The sequence below is a fragment of the Chondromyces crocatus genome, from assembly GCF_001189295.1.
GTDB classification, from domain to species: Bacteria; Myxococcota_A; Polyangia; order Polyangiales; family Polyangiaceae; genus Chondromyces; species Chondromyces crocatus.
This window is the reverse complement of sequence record NZ_CP012159.1, coordinates 6,307,459-6,326,414: the sequence shown is the minus strand read 5'-3', so window position 1 is coordinate 6,326,414 and position 18,956 is coordinate 6,307,459. Positions and strand designations below refer to the sequence as shown.

Genomic DNA, 18,956 nt, shown 5'->3' with positions numbered 1-18,956 from the left:
ATTCATACCGGTGCATGTTACTCCGGCGACGACTCCACACGCACAATCCCTTCCTCCAGCCGGGTGAACATGATCCGTTCCCTCACCATTGCCTCCGTCCTCCTCGCGTTCGCGATGTCTCCTGCATGTGGCGTCGAGCCCGACCCAGCGCTGGAGGAGCATGACGAGATCGTGGGTGAGGATCAGGCCGAGTCGACGACGCCGGTCACCGGGTTCGCCGAACTCCACCACCACATGATGGCCGAAGAGGCCTTCGGTGGAGGGTGGTTCCACGGAAGCCACGCGGGTGGGCTGCACGACTGCGATGGAGGAATGCCGCCGAGTGACCATGCCCGCGTGAAGCAGGATCTCTCGGGCCTCCTCGACATGTGCCCGGACAACGCCAGCGTCGATCTGAGCGGGGTCCCTCTCCTGCACCAGCTCTTCTGGGTGGGCGGCGCAGCCGCCTCGGAGGTCATCGGGCAAGTCGAAGGGACACAAGGGGACACGGGTCTCCACCTCGGCCGCTCCAGGTTCGGCTCCGAGTGGCCCCGGTGGGACACCATCGCGCACCAGCAGGCGTGGGAGGGCTGGATGCGCAGCGCCCACGATCGCGGCATGAACCTCGTGGTCGTCTCGGCGGTCGGCAACGACTTCCTCTGCAGCCTGCTGCCCGACCAGAACCGCAGCCGCCCCTGCGACGAGATGCGGGATGTCGAGATCCAGATCCAGATGGTGCACGACTTCGTCGCCCAGCGCTCGTCCTGGGTCGAAGTCGCGCTCTCTCCTGCCCACGCACGTCAGATCATCCAGGCCGGCAAGCTCGCGATCGTGCTCTCGATCGAGGTCAGCAACCTGTTCGGCAACAAGGATGCGCTGTCGGAGCTGAACCGCTTCCACACCATGGGCGTGCGCACGCTGCAGCCCGTGCATCAGCTCGACAACCGCTTCGGCGGCGCCGCGCTCCACAACCCCATCTTCCAGATCGCGCAGTTCACCAAGAACTGCCACGTCGATCACGACTGTGGCGTCACGACGGACAGCGTGACGCTCGGCTTCGACGTCGACAGCAACTGCCGCAACGTCCGTGGCCTGACGACCGAAGGCCGGACGCTGATCCAGGCGATGATGACCAAGGGCATGCTCATCGATCTGGCCCACCTCTCCGAGCGCGGGATCCAGGACGCTTACGCCCTGGCGCAGCAGAACGCTTACTACCCGCTCTACCTGTCCCACGGGCACTTCCGCGAGATCATGGCGCCGAAGCAGGCCGCGCACGAGAAGACGACGCCCGCGTGGGTCATCCAGATGCTGCGCCGCACCGGCGGGATGTTCGGCTTGCGCACCGCACACGAGGAGACGCGGGACTACACCCGGACCCCCGTCGCCAACACCTGCCAGGGCTCCAGCCGCTCCTTCGCGCAGGCTTACGAGTTCGGTCGCATGGGCCTGAAGGTCCCCATGGCGTTCGGCGCCGACATGAACGGCTTCATCCAGCAGGTCAGGCCCCGCTTCGGGCCGCATGGCGCTTGCTCGGCGGGCTTCCAGGCCGAGGCGGATGCCCAGGCGCACGCCCAGAAGGTGTCCGGTCCGGGCCGCCTGGGTACCGACTTCGACGAGAAGGGACTCGCGCACGTGGGCCTCTTGCCGGACCTCATCCAGGATCTCGACCGCCTCGGCGCCAACACGGGCCCGCTGCGCAGCTCCGCGGAGTCGTTCATCCGCATGTGGGAGCGCGCCTCGGGACCCCGCTCCGGCATGGCTGACCCAGCCAACGACGTCGATCCCAGCGGCGTCGCCGCCTACGTCCCCGTCGCGCAGCGGGAGGCCTCCTACCCGACCCAGTGCGGCAAGGCCTATGCGCCCGCCTCGAAGGACCTCGGGGAATCCTGCCGCTTCGACGCGGAGTGCACGACCGGGGACTGCTCCTCGGCCCCCTGCACGATCCAGAGCGGCACCTGCCTCTGCACGGCCGATGCGCAGTGCGGGGCAGGGAAGTACTGCGGCTGGGGAACGAACGCCGGGGCCTGCCAGGTGAAGAAGGGGGCTGGCGCGGCCTGCGTCTATGCCCGTGAGTGCATCTCCAACCAGTGCAACCTCACCTGGACGGGCCCGCGCTGCAAATGACCCGCGGGCGAGCCGACGAGCGAGGTCCAGATTCGACCTCGTCGCCGTCGGCGTCCTCCCGCTGAGCTTCCGGCGCAAAATGGGCGGTGGGCGGAGCGCCCTCCTCGGGAATCGGCCCTTTCTGGCCCCCTTGCGTCCGCGTGCCTTCGAGCTTCAGCGTGCAGGGGGGGTTGGCGCTTCTCGGCTCAGCAACCTCAGGACCCCGCTCTCCAGCCGGTGTGCACCGGCAGACAGCCCCGCCTCTCCCAGTGCCTGGTCGAACCCCTCTTCGATCGCAGCGAGCGCCTGATCGAGGCGAGGATTCACCACGGGCTCCGCCTCCAGGTCGCCTTCATACCCCGCGCGACACGCCGTGGCCGACCACGAGTGGAATGCTCTGCAGCGAAGCGGCCGCACTTCATAGATCGAGCAGCGGCCGCCATCACCGAGGAAAGCGCATGGAATCCGCGCGTCCCAGCGCGCCTGGTCGTCGAGCTGCTCCACGCGAGCGACATGGGACGCGAGGCGTTGCCTCAACGTGTCGAGCGCCTCGGGCGAGAGCGTGCGACGAAGAGCCGTCGCAACCGTGAGGAGCTCCGGCATCGTGGCGTCCGCATGAACGTGGCAGCAGAACGAGCAACCCGGTGCGCAAGCTGGACCGGACCCAGGGATCGCCGCCAGCACACGGCGGGCCTCCGTGTCGAGCAGCGCATACGCTCTCCCCACGGCGTGGGTCGTCCCTTGCTCGGATGGATCCGCGAGGAACAGGCGGACGAGCTCCGACCGGACCTGGTCGCGTGTGGCGTCACGTCGTTGCTGGATCACCTTGAGCGCGCGCATGGCTACGATTCTCTCGAGGATTCGAGGCCTGCCAAGGCGAGAGCCCAGCGGGAACCCGTTGTGGCCACGTGTCGCCGTCGCGGCTCAGCGGCGGACGCAACGGACCCGTGGGATCTCCTCGGGAGGGGCATCGGAACCGGTTTCCGAGACCGATGACACCACGCCATTGTAAAAGGATACTGCCCACTTCTGCCCCGGCCGCGAAGCATCCTGCGTGGAGGACCAGTAGTTGAAGCCTCTGCCCTTGAAGCGCGTGTCGATGGCCGGGCGGCCCTCGGCAGACGCCTCATCCACGAGGGTGCTCAGCTCGATGACGGTCGGCAGAAACCACCCACCGCCAGCGAGGCTCAGACCGTTGCAGCGCGTTTCGGCATCCTGCCACGTGGGCGCCTCGTCATCCTCTCCGCCTTCCTCCCAGCGGAGCCCGGTCTCCCGATCGAGCAGCACGGCGCCGCCTTCCTCAGAGACGTAGCGATCCGCACACCCGTTCGTCTTCTCGGCGATCTTGACGCCCTCGACGCGGACGCAGAGGCTCTGGTACACGCTCGCGGCGAGCGCTGGATCGACGGCCACCACCTGGCCCGAGGCCACGTCGACCGTGAGCCGATAATCGTTGAGGGGCGTCGCCCCTCCCACCGCGAGCGGTTTGTTCTTGGGCGCTGACGCGGTCCATATCGGGATGCGGTCGCCTTCTCCGATCAAGAAGATGCCGCGGTCGATGGGCCGCTCGCGGTTGTAGTCGATCAGGGAGAGCAGCTCGATGCGCGTGGGCAGGCGATAATCATCCTCCCCATCGATGGTCGCCTCTTCACACACGGCCTTCGCCTTCTCGAACGTCATCACGCCGCTCGGTCTGCGTGTCCAGCGGAGGCGCGTCGTGGTTTCGAGTGCCGAGTTGCTCGTCGTCTCGTAGTTCGGCTCGAAATCCGGGGTCCAGTGCGCCCACGTGGCGTCACAGAGGGTCTGTCCCTCGTCGAGACCGAGGATGGCGTTGCACCCCGAGCTCCCCACCACCGTGAGCAGCGCGGTCGTGAGCAGGCGCTTTGCTGCCGCGTTCACCGTCATTCTCCTTGCAGGCTCAGAAGGTCCCGTTCATCTGGATGGATCCGAGGCCGAGGGAGACCTCGGTGCGCTTGGAACTCGGCGCCGTCGCGAAGAGGACGATGCCCCCCGCGAGCACCACGCCGCCCGCGATGAACAGCACGGTGGAGACGTCTCCTGCTGCGCGCCCGTCCTGTCGGAGCTGCCGTCCGACCGGATCACAGCGGCTGTTCCCGTCGCAGTGCCCGTCGTCGCTCTCGCTCATCTTCCCGAGCGCCGAAGCACCGAAGTAGCTGCCCACGCCGAGCGCCGCGAGCCCCAGCGTCCCCACCGCGACGCCGGCGATGCGCTGCGGCCCCCAGAATGAACCGGAGCTTGCCGGAGGTTCGACCGGCACCTCGCTGGGAGGCTTGGTCGCCGCGGTCGGGGCAGCATCCCCCAGTGTCTCGACGGCGACCTCCAGCTTCTGACCGTCCTCCTCGATCTCGATGGTGCGCTCCCAGGGCTCCTTGCCGCTGGCCGTCACCCGGATCGTGTGCTTGCCCTTGTCGACCGGCACCGCCACGCCCCACTGACCCGACCCCACCGGGACCCCATCCCGCTCGATGGCGAGCTCGGACAGCGCCTGGACCTCCGAGGGCACCACGAGCGTGAGCCGCGCGAGCCTCGGCTCGAGCGCTTCCTTGCGCTTTCGCGCGGGCCGCCAGCGATCGGCCCGCTTCTCCCGGAGCCCACCTTCCTCGGTGACCCCGTACATCGCCCACGCGCTGGCGAGGCGACCGGCCTTCTCGTAACACTGCGCCAGGGTGAGCTTCGCACCCAGGCCCGTCGGCTCGAGCTTCACCACCTCCTCCAGCTTCTGGCAGGCGCTCGCGACGTTCCCCTTGTCCATCTCGGCCACGGCCTCGTTGTACAGGGTCTGGCTCGACGCCCGACGCTGGGCGTCGAGCGGATCCGCGTGCGCAGGCTGGTGGAGCACCGTGACGAGCGCCAGCGCGAGGGCGCTCGCCGTGACGCGACGGGGTAGGGTGCAGGTCGTCATCGGGAGTCAGTCGATACCAGGGTGGCGTTGGCTGGGTGATGGCCGGTGCTGCACGGCCGGCTTCGCTGGCGTGGGGGTCGGCGTGGCCTTGCCAGCCGGCACGGTGGAGGCAGAGGCCGACGCGGAAGCGCTCACGAGGGGTGGCGTGTCGACCTCCTGGCTCGTGGCCGCGGGGGCGCTCTCCGACGGGTCATGGGCTACCAGCGCGCTCGCCGCAGACGACGAAGGGGCCGCCCCCGGCGTCGACGGACCGCTGCTGGAAAGCAATAGGGCGCCCAGCGACACCAGCAGTGCGACCGCGCCGAGCCCACCGAGCACGAGCCGACGCCTCCTCCGCGGATCGAGCTGACCGTGCAGCTCCGGCGCCTCGTGAATCAACGCCGACGTGCTGATGCCTGCAGCGCCGGACACCGACGCGCTGTGCGCCAGCCGTGGGACGCCCGAGCTCGGAGCATTCAGCGCACCTGGCGCGGGCTGAACGGGGGGCCAAGCAGCCCCACTCGGGATACGTCCAGGCGCGCCTCCCTGGACTCCGAGCGCTTCCGCGAGCGCAGCCACCGCCTCCGTCGCGCGGGAGAACCTCTCCTCGGGCTTCATCGCCGTGGCGCGCGCGAACCAGACGTCGAATGCAGGAGGGAGCGTCACTCCCCGCCGGCGCCTCGCCCGCACCGTGGCCGCTTCGGTCGCCCCCTGGATCATCGCCAGGATGAAGCCGTGGATCGACCCTGCCTCGTCGGCCTCCTCGGTCCAGTACGGCTCACCCGTCAGGAGGACATAGGTGACATGACCGAGGGCAAAGATGTCGGCAGCGAAGCCGATCCGGCCATCGCCACGGATCTGCTCTGGTGCCATGAAGAGCGGTGTCCCGAGGGGCCGGGTCTTGTTGGCCTCCCCGGCGACGGGTGCGATGGCCTTGGCCACCCCGAAGTCGATGATCTTGAGGCAAGGGGTCCCATCGTCCTGGGTGACCACGAACAGGTTCCCGAGCTTGAGGTCGCGGTGGACGATGCCCGCCGCGTGCACCTTGTCGAGGCCGAGCGCGGCCTGCCGCAGGTAGAGCATCGCCTCGTCGGCCGAGAGCAGCCCCTGCCGCGCGACGATGGCCGCAAGCTCCTCGCCGCGGAGCAGTTCCATGACCAGAAACGGCGCCCCGGTCGCCTCGTCCAGGCCCGTGTCGAGGGTATGGACCACGTGGTTGCTCTCGATGGCACCCGTGATCTTCGCCTCGCGCTCGAACCTCGCCCGCAGATCGGCGCTCTGGAGCGTGGTGGGCAGGAGGACCTTGAGCGCGCGTCGGCTCTCGGTCTTCTCGTCCAGCACCTCGTACACCGCGCCCATGCCACCGACCTGGATGGATCGGACGACGCGGTACCGATCATGAAAAAGCGTGCCGGCGTGGAGCATCATGCGCGGCGTGCCGCCTCCCTGGCGGCCGGGGAGATCATGCAGACGAGCCGCTGCGAGCGCGTGCCGCACTCGGCCCAGAACGAAAGCAGCGTCCGCGTTTCGAGGAGCATCTCGTCGGACGACCTCTCAGCACGACCTGGACGCCTTGGTCTGACGGGACTCGGTCCCCGTCCTGGTCTCCTGGATCCCACAGCATTCGTGCATCGTGTCGATGGAGTCATGCGCGCAGGTGAGTGCTTTCATCTCCTTGACCCAGATCGGCTCCTGGAGCACGGAGATTCTCCGACGGAGATGGCCCGCTGGCGTTCACGTCGTTCTCGCCTGTCCGTGTCAAGTCGTCCTCCGCCTCCCCGAAGCGTCCAGCCGCGGGCGCGAGTCTAGGTCACGGCGTTGGCAGCCGTCTAGACCTCGTCGTGCTCACGGGCCACCGGTCGTGCCACGCCACGGCCACGCGGTTGCGTATGTGCGCACGCATCGTTGGTGGCGCTCGAACGCACGCACGACAGCCAGGGTGATGGATTCGGTCCCTCGCACACGACGCGCACCGAGCCTCCACGAGCTACGCGCCGAGCGCGCCTACCTACGCGCGGATCACGCCTGCAGGCGCGCTCAGCGACTCCGGGTTGCCGACGACATCGCCAGACATCGATGAACGCCACGTCGGTCACACCCGCACCTGCACTCCGCTGCCACACCGCACATGGCGGTCGCCCTCCTGAGTCGACGCCCTCCCGCCAGCACGCGCGTGGCGTCGAACCGACCTGCGACCCCTCGCCAGGCAACCACGATCTTCTCCGTGAACCTGCACCGAGGCGACAGCCACCTCGATCCAATGGCGCTGGATGGTTGTTACGCTCGACACGAACCATCCGGGTTTGGCACTCTGCGGCCTCGCCATCACCGTTCTCTGAAACCATCCCTTTCTCGTCCTGCGGCGGTGCCACCATGCGAAACCTGAAGCGCACGCTGTTCGGTTGCCTTGGCTTTGTTGCGCTGGGTGGCGGTCTGATGGCCGCTTGCTCGGCATCAGGGGGAGGAGCCGCTGGCGAAGGAGCGGGGACACCTCAAGGCAGTGGCACAGGACCAGGCACGGGAGGGGCGGGTGGAGGCACGGGCGGCAGCGCCGGCGGTCTCGGCGTCGGCGGGAGCATCCTGCCCACGGGCGGCACGGGGGGTGCGGGCGTGGGCGGCTCCTGCGCTGGCGTCTCTTCGCAGGCCCAGACCCTGGTCCAGCCTGCGGACATCATCATCGCCGTCGACACCTCGGGCAGCATGGATGAAGAGGCGGCCGAGGTTCAGGCGAACCTCAACAACTTCGCCGCCCTGATCACGGCCGCCAACATCGACGTCCACGTCGTGCTCATCGCCGACGCGAGCGTCTGCATCCCCGCGCCTCTCGGCGCCGGCGCGTGCCCCGGGGGCCCGGACGAGAACCTCCCCTCGTACCGCCACGTGACCCAGGCCGTGGGCAGCAGCAACGCGCTCCAGCTCATCCTGAACACCTACCCGCAGTGGAAAGACTCCCTCCGACCCGACGCCACGAAGACCCTCGCCGTCGTCAGCGACGACAACTCCAACCTCTCTGCCGCGAACTTCACCAACCAGCTCCTCGCCCTCGACCCCCCGACGTTCCAGGGCTTCAAGTTCGACGCCATCGTCTCTTCGCAGAACCCGCAGACCTGCGTCTTCAACTGCTTCGGCGGCGGGAGCCCTGGGGTCTGCTGCCCCTCGTGCATTCCGCTCTCTGCCGCCGAGGGGACGGTCTACAAACAGCTCGTCCAGCAGACGGGAGGCGTCCTCGGCGACCTGTGCCAGCAGGATTTCGATCCAGTCTTCATGAACATGGCCACCGCGGTCGTCACCAGCTCAGGGATCTCCTGTGATTTCGTGATCCCGGAGAACCCGGACGGCGCCTTCGACCCGACCAAGGTCAACGTCGAATACACGTCGAGCAACGGCAACACCCAGGTGATTGGAAGCGTCCCTGGCGCAAGCAGCTGCAGTTCGCAGAGTGGCGGCTGGTACTACGACGATCCCCAGAACCCCAGCCGGGTCACCTTGTGCCCCAGCACGTGCGGTGCAGTCCAGGGAGACCCGAACGGTCGAGTGGACGTGCTCTTCGGTTGCGACACCATCCAGGTCGTTCCTCAGTGATGGCGGCGGTGCTCTGGCCTCGGCGAGCCCTGCAATCCTCCTCTTCCTGACGCGCGGCAACGCTGCCGCCCGCGGTCGACTGCTTCCCGTCGTGCCGTCCGCTTCCTCCGCAGGGGGGCCTTCCGGCCACGCCGAGGACCTGCTTTGCTCGGGTCCTTACCGCTGGCACGCCGTCACGCTCCGCGCGGATTTGCGTCTTCTCGGGTGCCTCGGACTCGACCATGCACGATCCCCCCAGCCCGCACCGACTCGCTTCGCTCCTGCGAACCAGGATCGAACCGATCCTCGAACTGTGGCGGCGAAGGGTGCTCGACGATCCCTCGCTCCCCGAGGCCAGCCGTCTGGGCGAGCCGGCGTTGCACGGTCGCGTGTCCAGGTTCCTCGACCAGCTCGCCGACGCATTGGACGTGTGCCCCCTGGAACTCGAGGGCAGCGAACGCCTGGGCAGACGGGTCGCGCATGACCTCCCTGTCCACGAGCGCGCCTCCCCGGGCTTTCGCTCGGGCGACGGCATCGTCGCCGCGCTCCGCGAGCTGTCCCACCTGCGCACGGTCCTCGTCACCCTCTGCGCGAGCGAAGGGCTGAACGCGGCCGACGCGGCATCCGCGCTGATGCACTCGGCCTTCGACGAGACCGGAGCCGTCCTCGCAAGCCAGGTGGATCACCTCGCCATCGCCGCCGAGGCCGAGCGCGTCAGGCTCGTCGAGCAAGCCCAGGCTGCGCGCGCAGAGGCCGAGATCCAGCAGCACCGGCTGCGTGCGCTCATCCTGCAAGCGCCGGTCGCCATCGCCGTCTGGCGCGGCCCCGAGCACGTCTTCGAACTCGCCAACCCGCACTACGCTCGCTTCTTTCCGGGGAAGGAACTCATCGGCAGGACGCTCCGCGCGGTCTTTCCGGAGCTCGCCACCCAGGGGGTCTTCTCTCTCTTCGATCACGCCTACGAGACGGGAGAGTCCGCCGTGATCAAGGACTTCCAGGCCTTCATCTACCGACGGGACGAGACGCTCCTGGAAGAGGGCTACTACACCTTCAACCTCGAACCCCTGCGCGAGCCCAGCGGTGCCGTCTCCGGCCTGATGGCCGTCATCGTGGAGGTCTCCGATCAGGTACGCGCGCGCAAGGCCGCCGAAGCTGCCAGGGAGCGGTTCGCGCTGCTCGCCCAGGTGGCCGCCGTCATGGGCAGCTCCCTCGACTACGAGAGCCGCTTGCAGGACCTCGCGCGCCTCCTGGTACCGGCCGTGGCCGATGCCAGCGCCGTCAGCATCGTCGACGCGCACGGAGAGATTCACAGGCTCACGGACGCAGCCGCCACCGACGCGCTCGGCGTGCCGGTGCGCAAGGCGCGCACCATGCCGGTCCCTGCAGGCCTCCTGCCCCTCCTCCGCGAGGTGCTCGCGTCCAACCGCGCCCGCCACTTCGCCGACTACACGAAGGAGGTGCTCGCCGCGCTCCCTTCCGACGACCCCTACGTCGCAGCGGCCCGCGAGGTCGGTGTCCATGCCACGATCATGGCGCCGCTCCGCGTGATGAACCGCCCACTCGGCTACCTCACCGCGGCGATGAGCACCTCGGGCCGTGGCTACACGGCGGAGGACGTCGTCCTCGTCGAGGCCATCGCCGAGCGCGCCGCCCTGGCGATCGAGAACGCCCGCCTCTTCCGGGAAATGGAGACGCAGCGCAGCCGCCTGGAGCAGGTCTTCACGCAAGCGCCCGTCGCGATCACCATCCTGCGCGGCCCGGATCACGTCTACGAACTGGCCAACCCGATGGTCACGAGCGCGTTCCCCTTTCCCGCGCTGATCGGCAAGCCCCTCCGTGACGTCATCCGCGCGCCTGGAGGCCAGGAGCTGATCACCGGCCTGGACCACGTCTACGCCACAGGCGAGCCACTCCGCCGCGTGGAGGTGCCTCTACCGATCGGGTGTCAGGAGGGGCAGGGGATTGCTCACTACGACCTCGTCTGTCACCCCCTCCGTGACGCCGAGGGGAACATCGAAGGCATCATCGCCGTCGCGCTCGACGTCACCGAGCGGGTCGCCGCGCGCAGACAAGCCGAGGCCCTCGCGGAGGACACCCGACGCCTGCAGGAGCGCTTCCGCGCCACCTTCGAGCAGGCGGCCGTCGGGGTGTCCCTCGTGGAGCCTGGAGGGCGCTGGCTGCACGTCAACCAGAAGCTCGTCGACATCCTCGGGTACACGCCCGAGGAGCTGCGCGGGCTGACCTACCAGGACCTCACGCACCCCGACGACATGGAGGCCAGCCTCGCCAACGTGGCGCGCCTGTTGTCGGGCGAGGTCCGCTCCTTCTCCATGGAGAAGCGCTATGTCCGCAAAGACGGCAGGACGATCTGGACCAACATCGCCAGCTCGCTCGTCCGTGGCATCTCTGGCGAGCCCGACCACTTCATCAAGATCGTGGAGGACATCAGCGCGCGCAAGGAGGCCGAAGCAGAGCGAGCGCTCTTCCAGGCGCTGGTCGAGACGAGCGACGACCTGATCGGGTTCGCCACCCCCGAAGGACAGACGCTCTACCTCAACTCCGCGGGGCGTCGGCTGATGGGGCTGGACAGCCAGGAAGAGGCGAGGACCAAGCGGTTCTCCGAGTACCTGGCGCCGAGCCGCGACGGGTCCTCACCGGAGGAGGTCGTGGCGACCGTCCTCCGTGAGGGCTCCTGCGCCGAGGAGGTGGCCGTGCGCCACTTCAAATCGGGCGAGATCATCCCCGTGCAGCAGACCAGCATCGCCATCCGCGGGGAGGGAGGCGCGCTCCGCGCCATCGCCACGGTCGCCCGTGATCTGCGCGAGCAGAAGCGCCTCGAAGCCGAGCGCAACCGGCTCCTCGTGCGCGAGCAGCAGGCCCGGGCCGCGGCCGAAGAGGCCAACGAGCTGAAGGATCAGTTCCTCGCCACCGTGAGCCACGAGCTCCGCACCCCGCTGAACGCCATCCTCGGCTGGACCCGCATGCTCCGCACCGGGCACCTCCCGCCGGAGCGACGCGATCGGGCCCTGGAGACCGTCGAACGCAACGCACGCGCGCAGACCCAGCTCATCGAAGACCTCCTCGACATCTCGCGCATCATGAGCGGCAAGCTCCGCATCGAGGCGCACCCCCTCGACCTCGTGACCGTCATCGAGGCCGCCCTGGAGACCTTGCGCCCTGCCGCAGACGCGAAGGAGATCCACCTCGACGCCGCGCTCGGCGAGGGCCCGACCATCATCCTCGGCGACGCCGTGCGCCTCCAGCAGGTGGTCTGGAACCTGCTCAGCAACGCCATCAAGTTCACCCCGCAAGGCGGCCGGGTCGCCGTCCAGCTCCAGCGCCTGGGCGACGCGGTCGACGTCCTCGTTCAGGACAGCGGCCGAGGGATCGCGCAAGACTTCCTGCCCCACGTCTTCGAACGGTTCCGTCAAGCCGAGGGCAGCACCACACGGGCACACGGCGGGCTCGGCCTGGGCCTGGCCATCGTCAAGAGCCTCGTCGAGCAGCACGGCGGTACCATCCGCGCGTCGAGCGAAGGGGAAGGGGCGGGGGCGACCTTCACCGTTCGCCTGCCCTTCGTCCCCGCGAGACAGCGCAGGCAGGGAGGACCTGGGAGCCTCGACCCCGAGGTCCTTCACCCGGACGACGACCACCCGCGCGCCCTGCACGGCATCCGCGTCCTGGTCGTGGACGACGAACCCGACGCGCGCGACCTGCTCGTCGAGCTCCTGGAGCGCGGCGGCGCGCGGGTCATCTCGGCCGGCTCCGCCGCCGAGGCGTTCGAGCTGCTCGAGCGCGTCCGTCCCGACCTGCTCGTCGCCGACATCGCCATGCCAGGAGAGGACGGCTACTCCCTGATCCGGAAGGTGCGCGCCCTCGGCCCCGCCGAAGGTGGCCTCACCCGCGCCGTCGCCTTGACCGCCTACACCCGCAGCGAGGACGAGCACCGCGCCCTCCGCGCGGGCTTCGACCGCCACATCTCCAAGCCCGTCGACCCCCCCCGCCTGCTCACCGTGCTCGCCGACCTTCAAGAGACGAGCCGATCCGCGCTCCCCTCGTGAGCCGGGCCCGCCCCACGGCCCCGCTCACCTCCGGGACAGCCACTCCAGCAGCGCCACGACCACGGCGAGCGCCGCGATCGGCAACGCGAACCAGCCGATCACCGTCAGCCAGCCCCCCCGCAGCGATCGCCCTCCTCGATCCTCGCAACCGAAGCAGATCGCCCACACCTGCGCCCCGCCCTCGGTCAGCACACAGCAGTCACCGCATACCGGCTCGCGGCACCGCGCACAGGGCCCCGCAGCCTCGGCGCCGCAGCGCATGCAGCGCGCGACCCCGCCACCGCCCCCGTCGGAGAGCATCAGACCGCCGGACATGGTCGCCAGGCTAGCACCCCCGCCCGCGCAGCCCACCCCTGGCCCTTCTCCAGGGACTCACCCGCGCTATGCTCGCGCGCCATGACGCGCTCCACCGCGCCAGGCCCTCTGCCGCGCACGCCCTCCACGAGCCGAACCCTCGCGTTCGCGACGCTCACCTCCCTCCTCGCGACCGGGCTCATCGCCTGTCGCTCCGACCCAGGCTCCTCGGCGCCTGCGAGCGGCGCCTCGAGCGCTGCGAGCGCCGCGAGTGCCGCGAGCACCGCAAGCGCTTCGAGCGCTTCGAGCACCGCAAGCGCTTCGGGCCCCTCCACGACGGGCCCTTCGACGACGAGCCCCCGGAGCCAGTACCTCCGGAAGTCTTACCTCAAGCGCGAAGTCCGCATCCCCATGCGCGATGGCGTCACCCTCTTCACCGCCATCTACACGCCGCGCGACAGCCGACAACCGCGCCCCATCCTGCTCCGACGCACCCCGTACAGCGTCGGCCCCTACGGCGAAGACCGCTACCCGGAGCGCGCCCTCGGCCCGAGCGAAGAAATCGAGCGCGACGGCTTCATCTTCGTCGATCAGGACGTGCGCGGCCGCTTCATGTCCGAAGGCGACTTCATCAACGTCCGGCCTCACCTGACCGACAAGGTCCAGGGAGACATCGACGAGAGCACCGACACCTGGGACACCATCACGTGGCTCCTCGCCAACGTCGAAGGCCACAACGGCCGTGTCGGCCAGTGGGGCGTCTCCTACCCCGGCTTCTACACCTCCGCGGGCATGATCGACGGACACCCCGCCCTCAAGGCCGTCTCACCGCAAGCCCCGATCGCCGACTGGTTCTGGGACGACATGCACCGGAACGGCGCCTTCGTCCTCGCGCTCGCGTTCAATTTCTTCTCCAGCTTCGGACAGCCTCGCCATGGGCTCACCAAGGAGTGGCCCGAGCGCTTCCAGCACGGCACACCGGACGGCTACCAGTTCTTCCTCGACCTCGGCCCGGTCCGGAACGCCAACGACTTCTACTTCCAGGACCGCATCCCCTTCTGGAACGAGATCACCGCCCACCCCGACTACGACGCGTTCTGGCAAGTGCGCAACATCCTGCCGCATCTCCGCAACATCCACAGCGCGGTCCTCACCGTCGGCGGCTGGTACGACACCGAAGACCTCTACGGCCCCCTCAAGACCTACGCCGCGGTCGAGCAGCAGAACCCGGGCATCCAGAACACCCTCGTCATGGGCCCCTGGATCCACGGCGGCTGGGCAAAGAACGACGGCCGCTCCCTCGGCGACATCGACTTCGGCCAGGCCACCTCCGAGTACTACCGCAAGCACGTCGAACTCCCGTTCTTCCGCCATCACCTGAAGGACGCCCCCGCGCCCGTGCTGCCCGAAGCGCTGGTGTTCGAGACCGGCACGAACCGCTGGCGCGGCTTCCAGGCATGGCCTCCCCCCGAAGCCAAGGAGAAGCCGCTGTACTTGCATGGCTCCGGCCGGCTCAGCTTCGACGTCCCACCGCCGGCCGAGCCCGCCTTCGACGCCTTCGTCAGCGATCCCGACCGGCCCATCCCGTACACCCAGGAGATCAGCACCAGCTGGGCGACGGCGTACATGACGGAGGATCAGCGCTTCGCCAGCCGTCGCCCCGACGTGCTCGTCTACCAGACCGATCCCCTCGACGAAGACGCCACCCTCGCGGGCCCCATCGACGTCGACCTGTGGGTCTCCACGACCGGGACCGACGCCGACTGGATCGTCAAGATCATCGACGTCTACCCGGGCCAGGTCGACGCCCCTCAGGACGGTGGCCGTGACCTCGGGAACTACCACCGCCTCGTCCGCGCCGAGGTGTTCAGAGGCCGCTACCGCGACAGCTTCCAGCACCCGGTCCCGTTCGATCCCGACGAGGTGGCCCGCGTGCGCTTCACCCTCTGGGACCAGCTCCACACCTTCAAGAAGGGCCACCGCATCATGGTCCACGTCCAGAGCACCTGGTTCCCCCTGGTGGACCGCAATCCCCAGACCTTCGTGCCGAACCTCTTCGAGGCGGACGACCTCGATTTCGTGGCCGCCACCCACCGCGTCCACCGCGACGCCGCGCACCCGAGCAACCTCACCCTCCGCCTCCTGCCCACCGGAGCCATCGCCTCCGAGGTCGCCGTCCCCTCCCGCTGAGCCGCGCCGTCCGGCCTCTCACGGCTGGATCCTCCTGCGATCTCGGCGTGTTGAGCCTTCTCGCAAAAAAATCGCGCCCCGTGTCGAAAGGCAGCCCCCTCGTTCGTCGAGCCAGGGAAGGGTCAGGAGGGGCGCTCCCCGCGAGGAGAGCTCGGCCTCCCCGTCGGACCCGCCGACACGACCTGATCCAGCGACAAGCCACGGAGAGACACGATGCGCTTTCTCATCATCCCCCGCCCCTCGAAGCAGGACGAGACGCCTCGGGAGAACGCCCCCTTCGACGAGAAGGTGTTCATGGCGCACATGAAGTACAACGAAGACATGCACCGCGCGGGCGTCCTGCTCGCGGCAGAGGGGCTCAGCGCCAGCGACCGTGGCGCGCACGTCGTCTTCGCCGGCGGGAAGGGCACGGTGCTCGACGGCCCCTTCGCCGAGACCAAGGAGCTGATCGGGGGGTTCTACATGATCGAGGTGGCGTCGAAGGAAGAGGCCATCGCCTGGGCGCTCCGCTACCCCGGGGGCTTCGGAAACGACGACGTGCTCGAGATCCGCCCGCTGACGGGGGCCTCCGATCTTCCGCCCGAGATCCACGAACTCATCGAGAAGGCTGCGCCCACGTGGAGCGTCTCGTTCGCTCGCCCACGGAGCCAGTGAACCAAGTTCACGCGCATTGCGCGTTCACCACCGTTCTTCTCATCCGTGGAGCCAGAATCGACAACGCCACGCGCGAGAAACGGCACGGACGCAGCCAACGAGAGATTGACCTCGCCAGAAGAACCGACGAACACCCCGCCGCAGGGGACGACGACCTCGCGCAGCCGCAGGAAGGCTGCGCATGACGCCACGGGTGCCTTCGTGCAACCGCTCGTCCCCGAAAGCTCTGCGCCTCCCTGAAGGAAACCCACCATGGCCAAGAAGATTGCCATCATCGTCGTCGTGCTGATCGTCGGGCTCCTCGGCTTTGCCGCGACCCGCCCCGACACGATGCGCGTCGAGCGTTCGACCCGCATCAATGCTTCACCCGAGAAGATCTACCCGCACATCGCCGACTTTCACGGCTGGGCTGCCTGGTCTCCCTTCGAGGGCCGAGATCCGGCGATGAAGAGGACCTACAGCGGCGCGCCGAGCGGGAAAGGCGCCGTGTACGAGTACGAGGGCAACAGCGACGTCGGTCAGGGGCGCATGGAGATCATCGAGACCTCGCCGCCTGGGAAGATCACGATCCAGCTGGACTTCATCAAGCCGTTCGCAGCCCGGAACACCGCCGAGTTCACCCTGGCCCCCAGCGGCGACACGACCACCGTCACGTGGGCCATGCATGGCCCCCAGTCCTTCTTCGCGAAGGTCATGTGCATCTTCGTCGACATGGACAGCATGATCGGCAAGGACTTCGAGGACGGCCTCGCCAAGCTGAAGACCCTCGCCGAGCAGTGAACGGCAAACGCCACGGGGTCCGCTCCGTGGCACGCGCTCGCCGTCCACCCCCCACCGCACCGGATCCGCCCCTCACCGCACCGAGACGAGCCGCTCCTTCAGAGCGTGCCGCTCCATCAGCGTGAGGGCGAAGCAGCTCTCCTCCGCCCCACGCTGGCACGCCGAGCGATGCAGGCGCGACGCGACCTCGGCCGGGTGTCCGGCGCGCTCCGAGAGCAGCGCAGCTTCCCGGCAGACTTCGGCCCCTCCCGCGTCCAGCACGGTGCGCGGGCGACCCGGGCCTTGACGCTCGCAGACCTCGGCGCTCGTGAACGCCGCCACGTCGACCGTCCGTGCCGCCCCGTGCAGCAGCCCCACCCCCTCCAGGATGGCCACCAGACACGCCCCCCGACGCACGGCGCGCCCGAGAACGAGCGACGCCTCCGCCGGATCGCCGAAGACCCGCAAGATCGCTTGCCCACCACCGCGGTAGGCCATCCCCGGCGACAGCTCGACCCGCACCTCGTCGCCCACCCCGAGATCGAGATCGCCCCGCTCGCCCGTGACCCGACCTTCCCCCGGGGCGTCTTCATCGAACGACGACGCCAGGCGCTTCACGCGGGCCAGCGCCACGAGATCGGTGAGCAACACCAGGACGACGACGATCGCTGCGCCCACCAGCACGAAGAGGGCGAACGGCGTCTCTGCTCGGCCCACCACCACCGCGGGCCAGTCCAGGAACGCGAGCACCGTGCTGCACCCCACGATCACGGCGACCCCTGCCAGAAGGGCGCGCGTCTCCGCGCGTGCGACCACCGAGCCACGCCGTCCTGCGCCCACCCTCCGCACCAGGGCAACGAGCAGCGCCGCAGCCGGGAGCATCAGCCCTCCCCCGTACAGCCCGTAGCGGAGCCCGAACAGCAGATCCTTGCCGAACGTCAGGACCAGCCACCCGCCCGTCAGCGCCCCCCCCGCCAGCACGGTCGACACCAGCAGGGCAGGGGAGGGTCGCGCAGGCCTCCCTTCCTCGCTCGCCGCCGTGGGCGCGAGAACCCAGCCCACCACCGCGAAAACCACCGCTGCATGGAGCGCGGCCGGCCCCCTCAGGTGGCGCCATGTCACCGCCACGGCCTCGTTGGCGAGCAGGTGGCACCAGGACCAGCCGACGACCGCGGCGATCGAGGCGAAGAGCGAGGCGGACAGCGCAGCAACGTGGCGGTGAGGCATGGAGGTCCAGGAAGAGACGCCTGGCGACCCGATCGAGTTCCCACGCTCCCGCAAAAAAGTGCGCGGCTTGCCTGGCAGCGCAGGGGGTGGGAGAGGGAGTCATGCCTTCTGCTCGCCCCGCGGCCGCGCTGACCGCCGCGCTGACCGCCGCGCTGCTGCTCGCGGCCTGTGTCCCGCCCTCCTCGCCCAGCGCCGCCAGCGTCCCGGGACACGCCCCCGCCTCCGACGCCAGCGCCACGCTCCCTGGGCCGACGCCCCCCGCGGGCCATGCCTCCCCGGCCTCCCCGGCCTCCCCGGTGCCCTCGTCCTCGCCCACCGCTGGCCCGCCCTCTCGCGCGCCCATCGAGGTCGCCATCACCGTCGACGACCTGCCTGCCCACGGCCCCTTGCCGGCGGGCCTCACCCGCCTGGACGTCCACCGCACCTTGCTCGACGCGTTCCGCAAGCACGCCGTGCCGCAGGTCGTCGGGTTCCTCAACGCCGACAAGCTCACCGAGCACCCCGAGGATCGCGCCGCCCTCGAGGCCTGGGTCGCCGCGGGCCACCCCCTCGGCAACCACACCTTCCGTCACCCCAACCTCTACGAGATCAGCCTCGCCGACTACCTCCAGGACATCGACCGCAACGAGCCGCTCCTGCGAGAACTCATGGGCCAGGCCCCCGAGCGCGCCTGGAAGCTGTTCCGCTACCCCTTCCTCCGGGAGGGGCGCGATCTCCCCACGCGGAATGCCATCCGCGCCCACCTCGCCGACCGCGGCTACCGCATCGCACAGGTCACCATCGACTTCGGCGACTGGGCCTGGAACGAGCCCTACGCGCGCTGCGCGGCGCGAAACGACGAGGAGGCGATCAAGGTGCTCGACGGCGCCTTCGTGAACTACGGGCGCGCGACGCTCCAGTGGGCCGACGCCACGGCGCGGCAGATCTACGGCCGCCCCATCAAGCAGATCCTCCTGCTCCACGTGGGCGCCTTCGACGCGCGCGCCATCGACCGCCTGCTCACCGCGTACGAGAAGGAAGGCGTCCGCTGGATCTCCCTCGACGACGCGCTCACCGATCCCGTCTACGCCATCGACACCGAGCGCACCTCGGTCTGGGGCGAGTCCTTGCTGGAGCAGATCGCCGAAGGGAAAGGCGCTCCGCACGCACCGTACATCCCGCTCCCGCTGGGATTCTTGCGTCTCCTCTGCCGCTGAGCGGTGGCTGGGTGCGCCCCCCACGTC

13 protein-coding genes are annotated in these 18,956 nt (G+C 69.1%); 7 read left to right on the top strand and 6 right to left on the bottom strand.

All coding sequences use genetic code 11. The annotated features are described in order from the left end of the window. Positions 1-69 precede the first annotated feature (69 nt). Complete coding sequence (locus CMC5_RS23170) at positions 70-2,106, top strand: membrane dipeptidase (RefSeq protein ID WP_050436074.1); 2,037 nt, start codon at positions 70-72, stop codon at positions 2,104-2,106. Between the two features lie 153 nt (positions 2,107-2,259). On the opposite strand, the gene CMC5_RS23165 is transcribed toward CMC5_RS23170, so the two are convergent. From CMC5_RS23165 to CMC5_RS23150, 4 genes are all read right to left on the bottom strand, one after another. Then, a complete protein-coding gene (locus CMC5_RS23165; RefSeq protein WP_050432465.1) occupies positions 2,260-2,925 on the bottom strand; it encodes a YkgJ family cysteine cluster protein in 666 nt (221 codons plus the stop codon). Positions 2,926-3,009: 84 nt separating this feature from the next. Further along, positions 3,010-3,984 (bottom strand): Lcl domain-containing protein, encoded by a 975-nt coding sequence (locus tag CMC5_RS23160; protein ID WP_169796627.1) that lies wholly within the window; start codon positions 3,982-3,984, stop codon positions 3,010-3,012. Between the two features lie 19 nt (positions 3,985-4,003). After that, on the bottom strand, positions 4,004-5,008 hold the full coding sequence (locus CMC5_RS23155; RefSeq protein ID WP_050432463.1) for an outer membrane protein assembly factor BamD: 1,005 nt from the start codon (positions 5,006-5,008) through the stop codon (positions 4,004-4,006). Between the two features lie 6 nt (positions 5,009-5,014). Continuing rightward, on the bottom strand, positions 5,015-6,415 hold the full coding sequence (locus tag CMC5_RS23150) for a serine/threonine-protein kinase (protein ID WP_050432462.1): 1,401 nt from the start codon (positions 6,413-6,415) through the stop codon (positions 5,015-5,017). A 945-nt stretch (positions 6,416-7,360) separates the two neighbouring features. Between CMC5_RS23150 and CMC5_RS23145 the strand changes: the two genes are divergently transcribed. Both CMC5_RS23145 and CMC5_RS23140 read left to right on the top strand, forming a co-directional pair. After that, positions 7,361-8,569 carry a vWA domain-containing protein gene (locus CMC5_RS23145; protein ID WP_156338813.1) on the top strand — a complete coding sequence of 403 codons (1,209 nt, stop codon included), beginning with the start codon at positions 7,361-7,363 and terminating at the stop codon, positions 8,567-8,569. 305 nt (positions 8,570-8,874) lie between these two features. Then, positions 8,875-12,609 (top strand): PAS domain-containing protein, encoded by a 3,735-nt coding sequence (locus CMC5_RS23140; protein WP_169796626.1) that lies wholly within the window; start codon positions 8,875-8,877, stop codon positions 12,607-12,609. Between the two features lie 24 nt (positions 12,610-12,633). Here the strand turns inward: CMC5_RS23140 and CMC5_RS23135 are convergent, their stop codons facing one another. Then, a complete protein-coding gene (locus CMC5_RS23135) occupies positions 12,634-12,924 on the bottom strand; it encodes a hypothetical protein (RefSeq protein ID WP_050432459.1) in 291 nt (96 codons plus the stop codon). Positions 12,925-13,005: 81 nt separating this feature from the next. Between CMC5_RS23135 and CMC5_RS23125 the strand changes: the two genes are divergently transcribed. From CMC5_RS23125 to CMC5_RS23115, 3 genes are all read left to right on the top strand, one after another. After that, positions 13,006-15,093: a CocE/NonD family hydrolase gene (locus CMC5_RS23125; protein ID WP_082362716.1), complete on the top strand. Its 2,088-nt coding sequence runs from the start codon at positions 13,006-13,008 to the stop codon at positions 15,091-15,093. A 213-nt stretch (positions 15,094-15,306) separates the two neighbouring features. Next, on the top strand, positions 15,307-15,747 hold the full coding sequence (locus CMC5_RS23120) for a YciI family protein (protein WP_050432456.1): 441 nt from the start codon (positions 15,307-15,309) through the stop codon (positions 15,745-15,747). 252 nt (positions 15,748-15,999) lie between these two features. Further along, positions 16,000-16,527, top strand: a complete 528-nt coding sequence (locus CMC5_RS23115; RefSeq protein ID WP_050432455.1) for an SRPBCC family protein — start codon at positions 16,000-16,002, stop codon at positions 16,525-16,527. Positions 16,528-16,599: 72 nt separating this feature from the next. Here the strand turns inward: CMC5_RS23115 and CMC5_RS23110 are convergent, their stop codons facing one another. Then, positions 16,600-17,733, bottom strand: coding sequence for a hypothetical protein (locus CMC5_RS23110; RefSeq protein WP_050432454.1), 1,134 nt, complete (start codon positions 17,731-17,733; stop codon positions 16,600-16,602). A gap of 101 nt (positions 17,734-17,834) precedes the next feature. Here CMC5_RS23110 and CMC5_RS23105 point away from each other — a divergent pair, with 101 nt between their 5' ends. Continuing rightward, positions 17,835-18,929: a polysaccharide deacetylase family protein gene (locus CMC5_RS23105; RefSeq protein WP_050432453.1), complete on the top strand. Its 1,095-nt coding sequence runs from the start codon at positions 17,835-17,837 to the stop codon at positions 18,927-18,929. Positions 18,930-18,956: the final 27 nt, after the last annotated feature.